Genomic DNA, 13,768 nt, shown 5'->3' on the forward strand with positions numbered 1-13,768 from the left:
CTCCTATTGAAATGCGTGCATAGAGCCGATCAGATCAGACCAGGGTGGAGCAACGTAGCCGGTCGCCTCTCGGAAACGATCAGCATTCAGCGATCGATCAATCACCAACGCCTCATCTGGGACAATTTCGATAGTCTTGCCATAGATGTCTGCAACCAGTCTCAGGAGATCTAGCTTGGATATAGACGTCGCGGCGACATGATACAGTCCTGAAAGATCGCTACGAGGCAATACAATGTCTCGTATCAGATTCGCGACTTCGACCGTGGGCAGTCCTGAGAAAAATGCACGAGAATAGCCCTTCACACTGCCACTTTGAGAGAGAAACCAACCTATGAGGCTGTGGGCGCTACCCAACTCGTGGCCAATGATGGACGTTCTTAACGTTATCGCATTCGGATAATCCACTTCGCCTAGAAGTTTGGACCGGCCATAAAGATCCTTTGCGTCCGGAAAATCCGATTCACGATAATTTCCGTGACTTCCAGAAAATACACAGTCGGTGCTTATATGAACGAGACGAGCACCAACTAGATCGCATAGCCTCGCGAGCCGATGCGGCAATATTGCATTGATAGGCAGTGCAACAAGTGGATCATTTGCGTCCGCTAACTGCTTAACCAGTCCAACACAATTTATGACCGCATCAGGCCTTATTTCTGTAAGGATCCGTGCAAGTGAATCCTGATTCTCGACATCAATGCCGGAAATAATCCTATCGGACAGCCCAGCCGGAAAATAGCGCTTCGCCGAAGTAGCCCTACTCGTCCCGTAGACTACCAAAGACTTAGTTTCCGACAGCTTTCGAAACATGGCATTGCCAAGCATCCCCGATACACCAAGAACAAGTATCTTCATCTGCCGCCGGTCCTCTTTGCCTGAATTAGGTGCTGGATAAGTTCTCGCGAGCGACGCGTCAATTCAAAGTGTCCAAGAAAATACCGCCGTCCGCTTTCGCCTAGCTGCTCGCGCATCGCCGGAGACATGTTCTCAAGCCGCGAAATTGCTGCCGCCAACCCGGGACCGTCGCCGGCTGGACAGACAAGCCCTGCTTCTGCCTCGCGGAGAATTCGTGCTCCCTCGCCATTGATGGAAGCGACAACCGGACGCCCGCTTGCGAGAAACGTTTGAATTCTGCTTGGGATGGTAAGCGCAATTTCCGGATCATCTACAAGCGTGATAAGAAGCGCAGAGGCGCTTCCCAGAATTAATGGCATATCCGACGGGGCGAAACGGCCGGCCAAAACAAGATTATTCAAAGCGAGACGCTTGATTTCCGCATCGATCCATTTTTCTCTACTGCCACTTCCGACAAGAAAAATCTTGATGTTCGGCGCAGTGCGGAGCAATTGCTTGGCCGCCACAACAATCGTCTCTACCGATTGTGCTCGGCCGACATTGCCGGCGTAGACAACAGAAAATCTCCCCTGCATTTCGGACACGAGTTCCTGGGCGGCACGACTGGCGAGGGGAATCTGTGCTTTTGCCTTAATGGAATTTGGGAAATAGCGTATCTTGCTCGGATCACCGCCGCCCCGGATTACAGGCGCGCGAAAAGCCTCGGATTGAACCAGGATAAGATCAGTTCGACGATAAATGTAGCGCACCAGAAGTGAGACCAGTCGCAGGGCAAAACGGCTTTTCACGTGCCCGGTCGCCTTGAGAGCATCGGGCCAAAGATCTTGGACCCACAACGTTACCGGGACCTTCTTGATATAGCCGAGGAAAAGGGCCGGCAAAGCTTGGAGGAGAGGAGACGGTGCGTATATGAAGATCGCGTCAAATTCGCGGCGTCGAAGCGCAAAGGGAGCAATTAGCATTCCCGATGCTACGAACGAAAGGTAGTTGAGAGCAAGGCGAAGCGACGTAGCGGATCCTCGCGGCAAGAGCGGTATCCGAACAACCTCTATACCGGAAAATCGCTCTCGCTTAATGTCGCCCGCTCGATACCCATCGAAAAATTTGCCCTCGGGATAGTTCGGCTTTCCCGTCAGGACGGTTACGTCGACGCCTGCCTCTGAGAGTTCGGATGCCAACTCGTTTATGGGGAAATTCTCCGGCCAGAAGTACTGGGTCCAGACCAGCACCTTCATCGAACTACATCCCCAAGGAAATCGTCGGCAGTCCCGACCTCGGTTGGCATCTTCGATGTGCCCATAAATCTCAACACTGCGCGTGCAATCGACAGTGGCGAGTCCGGATCGAAGGTCTCTACCGGTGCTACGATATCACGAACATAGTCTTTCTCCGCGGCAAGAATGGGTAACCCATGCCGAGCGGCCTCCAAAAGGGGGAGCCCCAGTGATTCAACAGTTGAAGGATAGATGAGCGCTCGCGTATGGCGGTAGAGCCTGTCGACTTCTTCGGTCGTCAGAACGCCACAATTCGACACAGCGACCTGTTTGTCGCGTATCAACTGGGCAATCTTCTTCTCCAGTGCAGGATTAGCGGCAGCATCAAGTGTAAGCGCTAGTGAAGGCCGATGGCCATATTCAGCCAGGATCCGCCAAGCTTCCAGCAGATTGGCGTGGTTCTTGTGCGCTTCGCCGCTCGCGACATAGGCAAAGTCGAACGAGGCTCCGTCGCGCGTGGCTCGGCTTTGGCGATACGCGGCAACCTCTGGGATAAAGGGTGACACAATGACGGGAGTGGCTAAGTCCAGGCGATGCTGCAACGCCGCTGCCATGGAAGGTGTCTGGACGACATAGCGAAGACCTCGTACTCGCAGTTTAGCGAGCCACCAGCGCTCTGCTGTAATGCGGACACGGACCCGCAGGGGATATTGCCCGATAGGGATATCTTCGACCAGCAAGCGGTTTTGGACGAACACAACGACCTTGCACGGGAGCGCGAACAGCGGCGGCAAGCCGTGAAAGCACAAAACGATATCGTCTTTCTTGCACTGCCTTCGCAGCCGCCACTCTGCGGCGAGCCGCGACCATAGAGTGTTCCTTACGAGGCTGATCGGTAGGTCGCCCAGCGACAAATCTCCAATGTCCGCGCGTCTGTCGAGTTGCGCCCACGAGAATGGAGATGGCACAACCGACAACACGCCTCGCAGTAGCCGCAGGCCGCCCCCTGAATTGACATTAGGCGCGTGCAATACGAGGCGCATGGCAGTTCGCAATCCGCAGAATCAGTCAAACTTCAGATCGTCGAAACGCCAAAGCCCGATCGACTTATCGCCAAACGCGTTGCCACCTTCGGTGCACTTCTCGTTCACCAGTTCCAACGGTGCAGGAAAATTGAACGGGGCCAGCTGCATGTTGAGCGGGCGCCAAAAACCCTCGCCGAGATCCTCATTTGAATCGCGATCCGTGAACGTAGTGGTAAGTAGATATCTCGCTCCCGACGCCTTGAAGTTCCTCAATATCTTCAATGCATCGGCGTAGGAGAGATGTACAAGGCAGTCGCGCGAGAAAATGAGATCAACCGAAGGCAGTTCGTCTTTGGAGAGGTCAACGGAAGCAAATTCAACGCCATCCCTACCAAACAGCGTCCGGTTCTTTTCAATCAAGGCATCGACGATGTCCACGCCGATATATCTATCGATACCAAGGTCGACGTGCTGCATCCAGTACCAGTCGCCGCAGGGCGCATCCAACGCCGCCCTGATACCGTATTTGCGGAGAATTGACGGAATCTCAGACCGAATGACCTCAGTCTGGCTCAGGTCAGATCCCGCTCCTGAACGGGATTCCTCGCCGCCGAATACATTCTTCGCGTAAACTTCGGAGAATTTCTCCTTCAGGGGGAGACGATTAACTAGAGCTACGAGACTAGTCGATTGATTTTCTGCAAAGCTGTGCGCCACCTGGGGATAGGTGTTTTTTCTTTTTGCAGATGCCCTGTGTTTGATTGCGGACGCCTTTTGCAGAACCCAAAGGGGCAGCATCCGCCTTGCGAGAGCCCGTGCCTTGCGATGCAGCATATCAACTGTTCCAGTTTTCACAAAAATCGCCATTACTTTCAGTTGCGTCCTAATATCACCTTTTCGCCGACTGTACAGCGATAGCCGCATCGCAGTGGATGCAGCTTCGTCAAAGCCTCGCAACGCCATAGAGGCAGAAATTTTAGCGTATCCAACAGGGAGTGAGGTGCCACTGGCCGAGGTTATCTCATTTTCGGCAAGGTTCTCCACGAAATTGGAGAGCAATGCGTTGCACTCGCGAAGGGCCGTATCGGCCATTTTGACACTGCCTTGTTGCGCGTGGTTCCGCGCCTTGACGAAAACCTCTGGAATATGGACGAATCGAAACTCCTTCGCCATGCGAAACCAGAGGTCATAGTCTTGTGTGGTGCGCAGAGATTCATTGAAATTGCCGCAGCGCTCGAACGCCTTCCGTGGGATCAGAAGTGTGCAGCCATGCAGGGCATTTTCGACAGTAATCCAATATCTGAACTGTTCCGGGGGGACGCCACGCAACGGGATGACAGTGTCCTCGTCGGGAGAAACTGTGAAAACTGAAAAATCACTGTAGACGATGGCATCTGTGTCGCCTTTCGCCCGTAGGAAATCCACTTGCCGCTGCAGTTTATGCGGAGTGTAGAGATCATCATGGCTAAGCCACGACAGATAATCGCCTGTAGCGAGCTTTATGGCCACATTGAGTGCGGATGCAACTCCGCCGTTCGGTTTTGAGGCGTAGATGATCCTGTTATGATAACCGAGGGCAATTCTTTCAGTTGCTCCGGCATCGCTCGAACCGTCGTTGACGACTATAATTTCGATATTCGCGTACGTTTGCGCGAGTGCACTTTCGATTGCTTCTTCCAGGAAGTCGGCCCCGTTGTAGACGGGAATAACGACACTGATTTTCGGTTCCACTCTGACCTGCTCCCTAAATCGCCTTAACGCACATTCGTCGGAAAGTTGACCCCACGGCCGTTCGTAGGCACGAGGTAACTATCCCCACTGTCCGTTTCGGTTCGTAGGCGATGGATTTCTTCGTTAGCATCATACCGAGACGACGCCATTCAGGAACGCTCATGAAGGCGCGGCCATAGTACTCGCAGAGTCGGGATGCTCCCTGCTTGAGAAAGGCCACTCCGACATCCGCGTCGTCGCGAAATATTTTCGCAATATAGTATTCTATTGCTTCTACTATCTTGGCCGGATCCTGGGATTGGAGGGTGTTGTCGTCATGCGTCCGCAGTATGCAGGTTGGCTGGACGAGCATTCCAATGCGGTGATGCTTGGCAATTCTGCGCCAGAGATCCGTATCCTCAAACCGGTTCATGGCCTCGTCAAATCCCCCCACCGTGTCGAGAACTTCCCGTCGTACCATTACGGTGGGCAGAGTTATCGTCACAGGCTGAAAGAAGGCGACCTGCTTGTAGATCTGTCCTTCGGCCCAAGCCTTATAACGTTCGCTGTCCAGCGGCTTTCCTTCGCCGTCAATACATGTCGCCGACGTATAAATCATCCCTAGTTCCGGGTGCAAATCCATGTAACTGACCTGTTTCGCCAGCTTGTCCCGAAGGTACATGTCGTCTGAATCCAGGAAAGCGATGTAGCGTCCGCGCGCCGACGCTATCGCCCGGTTTCGTGCTGCCGAACGCCCTCGATTCTCCTGCCTTACGAAATTCAGCCGTTTATCGTTGAATGCGCCGACGATCTCCGCGGTCTCGTCCGTTGACCCGTCATCAATGACAATAAGCTCAAGATCGCTGAACGATTGCTCAACAACGCTCTCGATTGCCTCGCGAATAAATCGAGCGCGATTGTAGGTGGGGATTATGACGCTTACGGTTGGCAAACAAACCATCTCCTGTCGAGCCAGAATGCGCTTCTAACGGGAAGAGCTCAATGGAAGCACATTTCATAAAAGCGCTCGACCTGTGGCTTGAGTTTCCGTTGATCAAGGCGCTCGACAACGGCCTGCCAATTCATTTTCTCTGCCTCGTTTACAAGATTGTCGTCTGTGACTGCCGTCCTCAGCTTTGCAGCAATATCACGAACGTCATCAGCTCGAACCGCAAATCCAGTTCTGCCGTGCTGGATCCACTCGCTGCAGCAGGAGGAGTCAGTTTGGATGGGAAAAGAGCCAAGGGCCATTGATTCGAGCATCGACGTGCTGATTGCATCCGAAACGCTTACGCCAAGATAGGCGCGTGCGTGAGCAAAGTACTTGAGCATCTTGTCGTGTCCCGCGTGTTCAAGAATTGATATGTCCAGCCCGTGAAACATGCGAAGTTCTTCCACTCTCTCCCGTACAGATGCTGAGGCGGAAAAAACGACAACGCGATACCCTCGAAGGACATCCGCGCACATCGCAACCGCGTCAAGAGCTGTCAAGGCGCGCCCGGCAAAATGCTCGTAACCCTTGACCATGATTATACGCCGATCCGAAGGAGCCGTACCATCACGCAATATTTCGATCTGCTCTATGTCGAAGCCACCCGTGTTCGGCATTACGGGCAATACAGGCGCCTTCAGCCCGAGCTCTCTCGCCAGTTCGATATCGCGCTCGCACTCGCAAGAGTAATAGTCTATCTCGCTGAGCAATCGCATGATCTGCCGTTTGTGATCAGGGAAATTGCGATAGTAGTAAATGTCACTTCCCCAATTGGTAGCGAGCCACTTGGGAAAGGGCTTCGATCCAGCCAACTCCTTCGCGCGCAGCGTGAGATATCCGGCATGCTGAAATTCCATCGAGTGAATCAGGTCGGGCTTCAGTTTGCTAGCTAGCCGTCCCAAAATCTGGGGTCCGTAGAAAAGTGGTGCGCGAACATCGGATTCGCCTAACGGCTCGCTCTGAATTCCCGCAAGGATCCGCTCAAGTAGTGCAACTGCGGGCAATGGCCAGACCGAACGCACCTCGAGCTTGTTCGGATGTAGATCTCGCAAACTCTTGCGCAAATTGAATCCATTGAGTGGATTGCGCAGGAATTGCTTCAAGAGGTACCGTGGGCGAACCTGAAGCCAGGGACGGTGAACTGTCACGCCCTTCAGCAGGCGATGAGCTGGTGCGTGATACACCGGAAAAATATGCAAGTCCCAACCCAGGTCGGATATTTGATTGATCCAGCGCGCGGTATGCGGGCTATCGACCATGCCGACAAACAGAATTCGCTTGGTCATTTAATCGTCAACTCCGAAATAACGGCCTGGTATTCATCAGCAACGCGCGCACTATCGAATTGCTCTCGATAAGCGCTGCAGATCCTGCCGCTGGTATCTTGGCTCTCATCGACATAGTCAATGACTTGCAAAAGTGCTAATGCGATCTCTCGAATATCCCCGGAATCCGCGACCCATCCGCCAACGTCGCATACTGCGCGTCTTACCGGTCCCTTTGGCATACTCTTTCCAAGGCTCCACCATTAGGTGAAGCTTCGGCCTGAAATAGTTCATGGGAACGATCCCCCATCCGATGTCGGGCAACGACATCGGTCTCACGAATGGCCTTTGCCGCCTCTGAGAGCAATTATCTCTCTCGACTACGTGAAGCCTTTCGCTTGACTTTAGGGGGTGTAGATCAGTCATTGCCTTTAGATTCCCGCCTCTTGCATAAAGTAGTCGATGGCCAAAGTGCCAAATACCCTTTTATTCGCCGGTGCGCATCTCAGGGATAGGAAGCAGTCATACCATCGGAGTTGGACATGAAGATCTTGAGTCCCCACAGCTATTGCTGCAGTGAGGAAATAGTCTCCATCCGCGAGATGCGGCATTTCGAATCGCAACTTCACAGTCGCGCTAGACTGCTGCCGAGGGTCTACAGTGCGGCCCCCGTCGAAGCCATTTGCTCCGAAGACATAGACGCCTCTTTTGTCCGATATAGCTATTCCGAGACTGATATTGGCGTCTAGGTTTTGGGCTTTAACTACGCTTTTGACGAAATCTGGCTGCCAGCTGTAAGTCGCCAAGATTTCGATGGATTCCCCACCGTTCAGAATATTCGGCCGCTCTATACCTTCTATTCGGAGGATCTCTAATTTGGCTCCCCCTAGGCCAAATTTGCTCGTCTCATGTAGAGAGAAGTCGTCTATTTGGAGTACTTGCCCGTCGGTGCCGTTGAATGCAAGGTTGTTCACCTTAGGGGATTCCATCGCGGTGTGTTCTTCAGGGAAGATTGTTTCTAAGTATTTGATAGCCGCCGTTTTGGCGTCCCCTAAGAAGACTTGTCGACCCTTGTTGAGAACGAGAGCTTCGTCACAGAACGACTTTATCAACTCCGTCGCATGAGACACAAATAGAATTGTTGTTCCGCGCGCTTTCAGTTCTTCCAGTCTGCGGAAACACTTCAGTTGAAAGCGCGCATCGCCGACCGCAAGGGCTTCATCGATAATGAGCACTTCTGGTTCGATTGCGACTTGCACGGCGAAGGCGAGACGCAACATCATGCCGCTTGAGTACGTTCGTACCGGAAGATGCACATGATCCCCGATGTCAGCAAAGTCGAGTATGGACTGGAGCCTATCGTCAACCTCCCTCCGAGAGAGGCCGAGGATACTAGCATTGAGGTAGACGTTCTCAATGCCAGTGAATTCCGGATTAAAGCCAGAGCCGAGTTCAAGAAGTGCTGCGATTTTCCCGCGAACCTCCACTTGCCCACCGGTTGGAGCCATGATGCCGGAGATTATCTGCAGAAGCGTGCTCTTGCCACTACCGTTCTGCCCCATGATGCCGAACGTCTTCCCTCGCTCCAATACAAAATTCACGTCGTGAAGCGCGACAAATTCATTGGCGCTGAGATCTTCTCGTTTGCTAAGCACGCTTCCCAGGCTCAAGAGATCGGCAAGTCGTGCACGAGAGGATTTGAATGTTTTGAACGATTTCGAAACATTCGCGACACGTATCGCCACGTCCTTACTACAGGACATCCGCAAAACCTCGTTTGGTGCGCTCAAACCAATAAAATCCAAACAGGCCTACAATGATGCAGCCAAGCCAAAATATCGCCAACGAAATGACGTCCGGAAGCAGGCCTTGTACCAGCATTCCTCGTCCGGTTTCAAAGACAAATGTAAGTGGGTTTAGTTCTATCCAAAACCGGAAGGAGGGCGGGACAGCCGTTACAGGATAGAATACCGGTGATACGAAAAGAGCAATAGTTGTTAGAAGGCCAGTTACGTAGGCGATATCGCGTATATACGCGCCGACGGAAGCCAACAGCCATCCGATGCCCACACAAGCGACAAAGAGTGGCACGATCAACAATGGTAGCCCAACTATTGTCCAAGGCAATGAACCTGTCAGCACGATTTCGGCCAACAGCAATATTGCGATGCTGACCAGCAGATGGAAAAGTGCTGACAGAGTTGAGACTATTGGCAGCAGCTGCAGCGGAAACACGATCTTTTTTACGAAATTTACGTTTGCGACTATGAGTGTCGGGGCACGATTGACGCATTCAGCGAAAAAATTGTTCAAGATGAGACCTGCGAACAAGATTATCGCGAACTCGCTTCTCGCTTCTCCTGAATCGATATCCCAACGAGCCTTGAAAACGACGGAGAACACAAAGGTATAGACCATCAGCATCATCAGAGGATTGACGATCGACCACACAAGCCCCAGCGCTGATCCGCGATATCGCCCCACGACTTCCCTTTTGGTTAACTGCCAAACCAGGTATCGATTTCGCCAGTGATTACCTACGTCCATCCCGGCCATCATTGCTCCGTCTCACCTCACATCGTTGTACTTCGGGAGAACCGCCCGCTTTTGGGTCGGGGTTCTAGCCTATTGCCTCCCACGTTCGCAACCATTCATGTGTGACGGTATAGCGCTTCTCAACGTCCAGAGACAAATCGCAATGTAATTTCGTCGACCGAGAGCGGGTAGCAGGGCCTGATAGAGACTCGGTGTCGCCGATTTGCTATTTCAGGCGAGCAACCGCGGTCGAAAGACCTTCGAGAGCCTTGCGCCGATCTGCGCCACAGGAGTCCTTTGTTCTATGATGCCGACGCGCACCCGCAGCCCCTTCAGAACAACGATGCCTGAGAAAAGCGACCATCGCATTCGAGAAGGTAACGCGTCTTAGTGCCATTCCAAAAGTCCATTTCGGAACGTCATTTGTAACTCAGAATGTACAGAGAATCTGTAAAAGCAACGCATCGTGGTGCTTTAAAGGGATGAATGGTGGGCGATGAGAGACTCGAACTCCGACATCCTCGGTGTAAACGAGGCGCTCTACCAACTGAGCTAATCGCCCTCGCGAACTCGGTCCCGTTTGGTCCGCCGGGTCGGTGGCCGTGATCGATGTAGTCTGTGCCTTTGCGGCGGGAGAAAACGACTTTGAGGCTAGCGGTTTCGCCGACCGCAGCGGCTCTGCGTTTACAGGCGGCGGTAATTCGCTCGAGCAAAAAGCGGGTGAGATAGTTGTAGAGATGCTGTGGACGCTTGAAGATCTCCAGATCTCCAGATCTCCAGATCTCCAGATCTCCAGATCTCCAGATCTCCAGATCTCCAGATCTCCAGCATCGAGGATCGTCATTTACTCGAGGAAATGACGCACCCGCCGATCGGCTTCGTTGTGATCGTCGTGCAGGCGTGCACTTTCTGCTCGTGGTTTAGGTCGCGGAAATGGAGATCTCGCTGTTGTATGCCTTTGAAGGCGTTGATGATCTCGTTGCGCCAAGCCGGAATAAAGCGGCCGTTCCCTTTCGGTTACGACCGCCGCACCAAGCGATAACCAATGAGATTGTGCGGTATTTCCGGCGGCCAGCTTTCCGAAGCCTTCATCGCCCGGCTCGTCTACATAGACTACGTACTTCAGAACCAAGTTACACCGCGCATACGATTCTTGGACAATTCTTTAGTGATTGGAGTTTACGGCGCGGTTCGCGTCAAGGTCGTGAGACAAGAATTCCCGGTGTCGCTTTTCAGGTTCTCTCGCTAAGGCGGCGCAAACTGGTCGGCAAAAGGCAGCGTTGCTTTGCTAATCTGCGAAGCTCCCCAGGAGCGTTCCGGTGGGCTGCCATAAACTTCAGAGCCACCGCTTTCGCCCGACGGTATGCGATCCTATGGCGACGCGATTATCACACGCACGCCGTGGTGGGATCCTTGTTAGTTGATCTTCGACCATCCGCGAGCGACTTCGCCATTGGTCCACTCAATACGGTCTGCCCTCGGATCAAGCGTCATGAACTGGTTCTTGGTGACAGGCAAATCAGTCCGCCCACACAAAGCGTCATTGCGGGCTTCTGGAGGAAGGCCGCTACCGCGTTCTTCTCGCAGTCTTTAGCTAAATCGCCACGGATTGTGATCACGTGAACAAGGTGCGGCAATCGATCGGGCATAAGAGGTCGCTCCCCAATGCGGTGATTCCGGGGGGATTCGAACCCACGGTACAGTTCCCCGTACGACGGTTTCAAGACCGTTGCCTTACACCACTCGGCCACCTGTCCACATAAAGAACAACAATGGTGTTGTCATTGTATTGTCATTTTTCTCTCGTTAGAGAGCTAATGCGTTGACAAAAATTGACAAAGTTAATGTGGCGCTTTGTTTTCAAGGCCGGCTTTTCAGAGACCGCTAGAAGAAGCGCTTCCGCTGGGCCAGGTTGTAGGATCGCCATCGACTATGAAGCCAGTGGAAACCAACAGTCAGGAGGGGCGGCAAACACAAGAGCCGCCCCCATACCATAAGGCTCAACCGTCATCAGTTGAGTGTTAAGACGCGGTGCTCACCCATCGGTGTGATCCGCATATAGGCGGCCTCGGCGTTCGCACTGACGACCACGATGGCAATCAGCAATTTGAAGCCTTCAGGCTCGGCCCGTAAAGCGATGACCTGCGGCTCAAGACCGTCTTCGCCGGGCCAGTAAGCCACGATGTAAACGCTTCCGTTGCTGGCCGAGGCGGTCATGTAGAGCGGGCATGCAAGTCCTTCTCCACGATACATTCGCGAAGGAATTCGCGTAAGTTTTCCGCTAGTTCTGCAAAGGTAATGTCTTCAGGCATAGGAGTTGGTTCCCTTGAAAGGGTTGCCACCCCCGCGATGCCGCGAGCGGTGCGGGAACGGCTGTGGCCTGCCGTTTGGCGACCGGGGCGGTTAGAGACCCGAAGGGTCCAGCCCTATTGCTATCAGGGAAGTACAGGATAGTCGTCTCGCGTGCCGCTGTGAACCACCTGCCTGAGATTCGCGTGGCGGCTGATCATAGCGCAGGTTTCGCAAGATGCCTTCTAACCCTCGACGGTTTCGGGGCATAGGCACGGCTGACAAAAGTCCCGCAATCGATCGTCGATTTGTTAATATATTCAACGAGATTCGAATTAGTGTTCCGCCGTGAAATGGCACCGCGGTCGGGTGCTGACGCCTACGCGGCTTATTCCCCAAGAAATTGCCGGACTTTTCAAGTGCCCCCGAAACGCAATTATTTACGGAGTCAATTAATAGGAAGATAAAATGCGATAGAAATCAATTGGTTGAGATGGCACGCCCTAGGGGAGTCGAACCCCTCTTCCCAGAATGAAAATCTGGTGTCCTAACCGATAGACGAAGGGCGCTTCCTTCGTGGTGGCGCCCTTATAGTCAGGGTCTTTGAATCCCGCAAGCGGGAAATTCGCATTTCCTTCAAAAAAATGACACGTCACGATTGGCGGGATTTTTTCGAGTTAAATCAATGCTCTGCGAAAACTCTTTCGAAGAGGGACGGCAGCTGACGTTGCGTTACGGCAAAACCGTGACGTCCTTCAGATGGCGCGGGCGCTTGGCGGCGTGTTGCGCCGGGCGCCGCATCCCCAGTTCCAGTCGCGATTGTTTCCGGTGTCGAGATGGACCGAATCCGTGTGGCAATAGGTGCCCACACCGCCGCGGCCGGGAAGCGAGCGGATATAGCTGGCGATATCCCATTTCGAGACGCCGTCGATCTGGATGTCGGCGGCATCGCAGCTCTTGTGCATCGATTCCTCGGCGCCGCCGACCTGACGGTTGTGCTCCGGATCGCGGTAACCCGACGTGACGATCACCGGGCGGCCGAAATGGGTCTCGACCGTCTTGATGACGTTCAGGAGGTTGGGCTTGAAACAGCTGACCTCGACATTGGCGTTCTGCACATGGATGCCATTCGGCGCCACGCGTGTCATGCCGGGCAGCGAGGCCTTCTGCAGGAGCCCGGAGAGGCTGCCGAGCAGGTTCTGCTTCGGCGCGGCATAAAGCGCGTTGGTGGAGGCGCCCTGCAGGCTGCCTGTTGCCAGCGACGCTGCCTGATAGGGCGCAACCTGGGTGCTGGTATTCTGCGACGATTGTTGCGGCGGCAGAATCTCGCCCTGCGGCGCCTGTTGAGGCTGCTGTTGCTGTTGGGGCGTCCCGAAGACGCCGCCGCGTGACGTTGCAAATCCGCCCTGCACGGGCGCATAGGCGTTTGCATCGGCCGGCTGGATGACCGTCGAGGTGCGGTTGTTCTGAGGCGGTGCGGGCTGCGCCGAGAAGATGCTCATCGCGTTGGCATTGATGCGGGTCGATTGCATCGCCATGCCACCGATATTGGCGGGCTGCATCTGCGATGCGCCGGGCGGCATGTTCGCGGCATTGGGATCCATCGCCGCTGTCTGCTGCTGGCCTCCGGCCGCTGCCACCATCGGGTCGCGATAGCCTGCCGTCTTGGCGCCGGGCTGGCCGGCGGGAGCGCTCGCCGCCTGCTGCGCGGCGGCCGGCGCGGGTGCAGCAGCTGCAGAATCAAGTGCCTTCTGGTCGGACACGCAGCCTGCAAGCGCAAGCGTCGAGACTGCGGCAAGAAGCAGGCACGGACGGGTTCGAAGATGGGGCAAGCGTAGGCTCTCCGGTCAAAACTGAAGCAGCCCGGAGCTAGCCCGACTG

Annotated in this window: 11 protein-coding genes and 2 tRNA genes; 1 reads left to right on the top strand and 12 read right to left on the bottom strand. The window is 54.1% G+C overall.

Annotated features, from left to right (window positions below):
• Nucleotides 1-3 precede the first annotated feature (3 nt).
• The 9 genes from AC1DJO_RS17905 to AC1DJO_RS17945 all read right to left on the bottom strand — a co-directional run bounded on the left by AC1DJO_RS17905 (nt 4) and on the right by AC1DJO_RS17945 (nt 10,160).
• On the bottom strand, nt 4-858 hold the full coding sequence (locus tag AC1DJO_RS17905; RefSeq protein WP_477972166.1) for a dTDP-4-dehydrorhamnose reductase family protein: 855 nt from the start codon (nt 856-858) through the stop codon (nt 4-6).
• Nucleotides 855-2,093: a glycosyltransferase family 4 protein gene (locus tag AC1DJO_RS17910; protein ID WP_477972168.1), complete on the bottom strand. Its 1,239-nt coding sequence runs from the start codon at nt 2,091-2,093 to the stop codon at nt 855-857. Before AC1DJO_RS17910 ends, AC1DJO_RS17905 begins: the two co-directional genes overlap by 4 nt.
• Nucleotides 2,090-3,115 (bottom strand): glycosyltransferase, encoded by a 1,026-nt coding sequence (locus AC1DJO_RS17915; protein ID WP_477972170.1) that lies wholly within the window; start codon nt 3,113-3,115, stop codon nt 2,090-2,092. Before AC1DJO_RS17915 ends, AC1DJO_RS17910 begins: the two co-directional genes overlap by 4 nt.
• Nucleotides 3,116-3,136: 21 nt before the next feature.
• Nucleotides 3,137-4,828: a glycosyltransferase gene (locus tag AC1DJO_RS17920; RefSeq protein ID WP_477972171.1), complete on the bottom strand. Its 1,692-nt coding sequence runs from the start codon at nt 4,826-4,828 to the stop codon at nt 3,137-3,139.
• 13 nt (nt 4,829-4,841) lie between these two features.
• Nucleotides 4,842-5,759: a glycosyltransferase family 2 protein gene (locus AC1DJO_RS17925; RefSeq protein WP_477972173.1), complete on the bottom strand. Its 918-nt coding sequence runs from the start codon at nt 5,757-5,759 to the stop codon at nt 4,842-4,844.
• Between the two features lie 47 nt (nt 5,760-5,806).
• Nucleotides 5,807-7,084: a glycosyltransferase gene (locus tag AC1DJO_RS17930; RefSeq protein WP_477972175.1), complete on the bottom strand. Its 1,278-nt coding sequence runs from the start codon at nt 7,082-7,084 to the stop codon at nt 5,807-5,809.
• Between the two features lie 410 nt (nt 7,085-7,494).
• A complete protein-coding gene (locus AC1DJO_RS17935) occupies nt 7,495-8,808 on the bottom strand; it encodes an ABC transporter ATP-binding protein (RefSeq protein ID WP_477972177.1) in 1,314 nt (437 codons plus the stop codon).
• 7 nt (nt 8,809-8,815) lie between these two features.
• Nucleotides 8,816-9,619 carry an ABC transporter permease gene (locus AC1DJO_RS17940; RefSeq protein WP_477972179.1) on the bottom strand — a complete coding sequence of 268 codons (804 nt, stop codon included), beginning with the start codon at nt 9,617-9,619 and terminating at the stop codon, nt 8,816-8,818.
• Between the two features lie 466 nt (nt 9,620-10,085).
• Nucleotides 10,086-10,160: transfer RNA gene (locus AC1DJO_RS17945), tRNA-Val, on the bottom strand.
• A 40-nt stretch (nt 10,161-10,200) separates the two neighbouring features.
• On the opposite strand from AC1DJO_RS17945, the gene AC1DJO_RS17950 reads away from it, so the two are divergent.
• A complete protein-coding gene (locus AC1DJO_RS17950) occupies nt 10,201-10,458 on the top strand; it encodes a hypothetical protein (protein ID WP_477972181.1) in 258 nt (85 codons plus the stop codon).
• Nucleotides 10,459-11,608: 1,150 nt separating this feature from the next.
• Here AC1DJO_RS17950 and AC1DJO_RS17955 read toward each other — a convergent pair.
• The 3 genes from AC1DJO_RS17955 to AC1DJO_RS17965 form a co-directional block, all read right to left on the bottom strand.
• Entirely contained in the window at nt 11,609-11,815 is a 207-nt protein-coding gene (locus tag AC1DJO_RS17955; RefSeq protein ID WP_477972183.1) for a hypothetical protein, read from the bottom strand.
• Between the two features lie 566 nt (nt 11,816-12,381).
• A tRNA-Glu gene (locus AC1DJO_RS17960) sits at nt 12,382-12,456 on the bottom strand.
• A gap of 186 nt (nt 12,457-12,642) precedes the next feature.
• Nucleotides 12,643-13,719, bottom strand: a complete 1,077-nt coding sequence (locus AC1DJO_RS17965; RefSeq protein ID WP_477972185.1) for a YcbK family protein — start codon at nt 13,717-13,719, stop codon at nt 12,643-12,645.
• Nucleotides 13,720-13,768: the final 49 nt, after the last annotated feature.

The sequence above is a fragment of the Rhizobium sp. 05N430 genome (genome assembly GCF_056396985.1).

Bases quoted from the DNA above. Each gene is read 5' to 3' on its own strand.
- AC1DJO_RS17905 (WP_477972166.1), bottom strand. From the start codon at position 858: ATGAAGATACTTGTTCTTGGTGTATCGGGGATGCTTGGCAATGCCATG.
- AC1DJO_RS17910 (WP_477972168.1), bottom strand. From the start codon at position 2,093: ATGAAGGTGCTGGTCTGGACCCAGTACTTCTGGCCGGAGAATTTCCCC.
- AC1DJO_RS17915 (WP_477972170.1), bottom strand. From the start codon at position 3,115: ATGCGCCTCGTATTGCACGCGCCTAATGTCAATTCAGGGGGCGGCCTG.
- AC1DJO_RS17930 (WP_477972175.1), bottom strand. From the start codon at position 7,084: ATGACCAAGCGAATTCTGTTTGTCGGCATGGTCGATAGCCCGCATACC.
- AC1DJO_RS17940 (WP_477972179.1), bottom strand. From the start codon at position 9,619: ATGGCCGGGATGGACGTAGGTAATCACTGGCGAAATCGATACCTGGTT.
- AC1DJO_RS17955 (WP_477972183.1), bottom strand. From the start codon at position 11,815: ATGACCGCCTCGGCCAGCAACGGAAGCGTTTACATCGTGGCTTACTGG.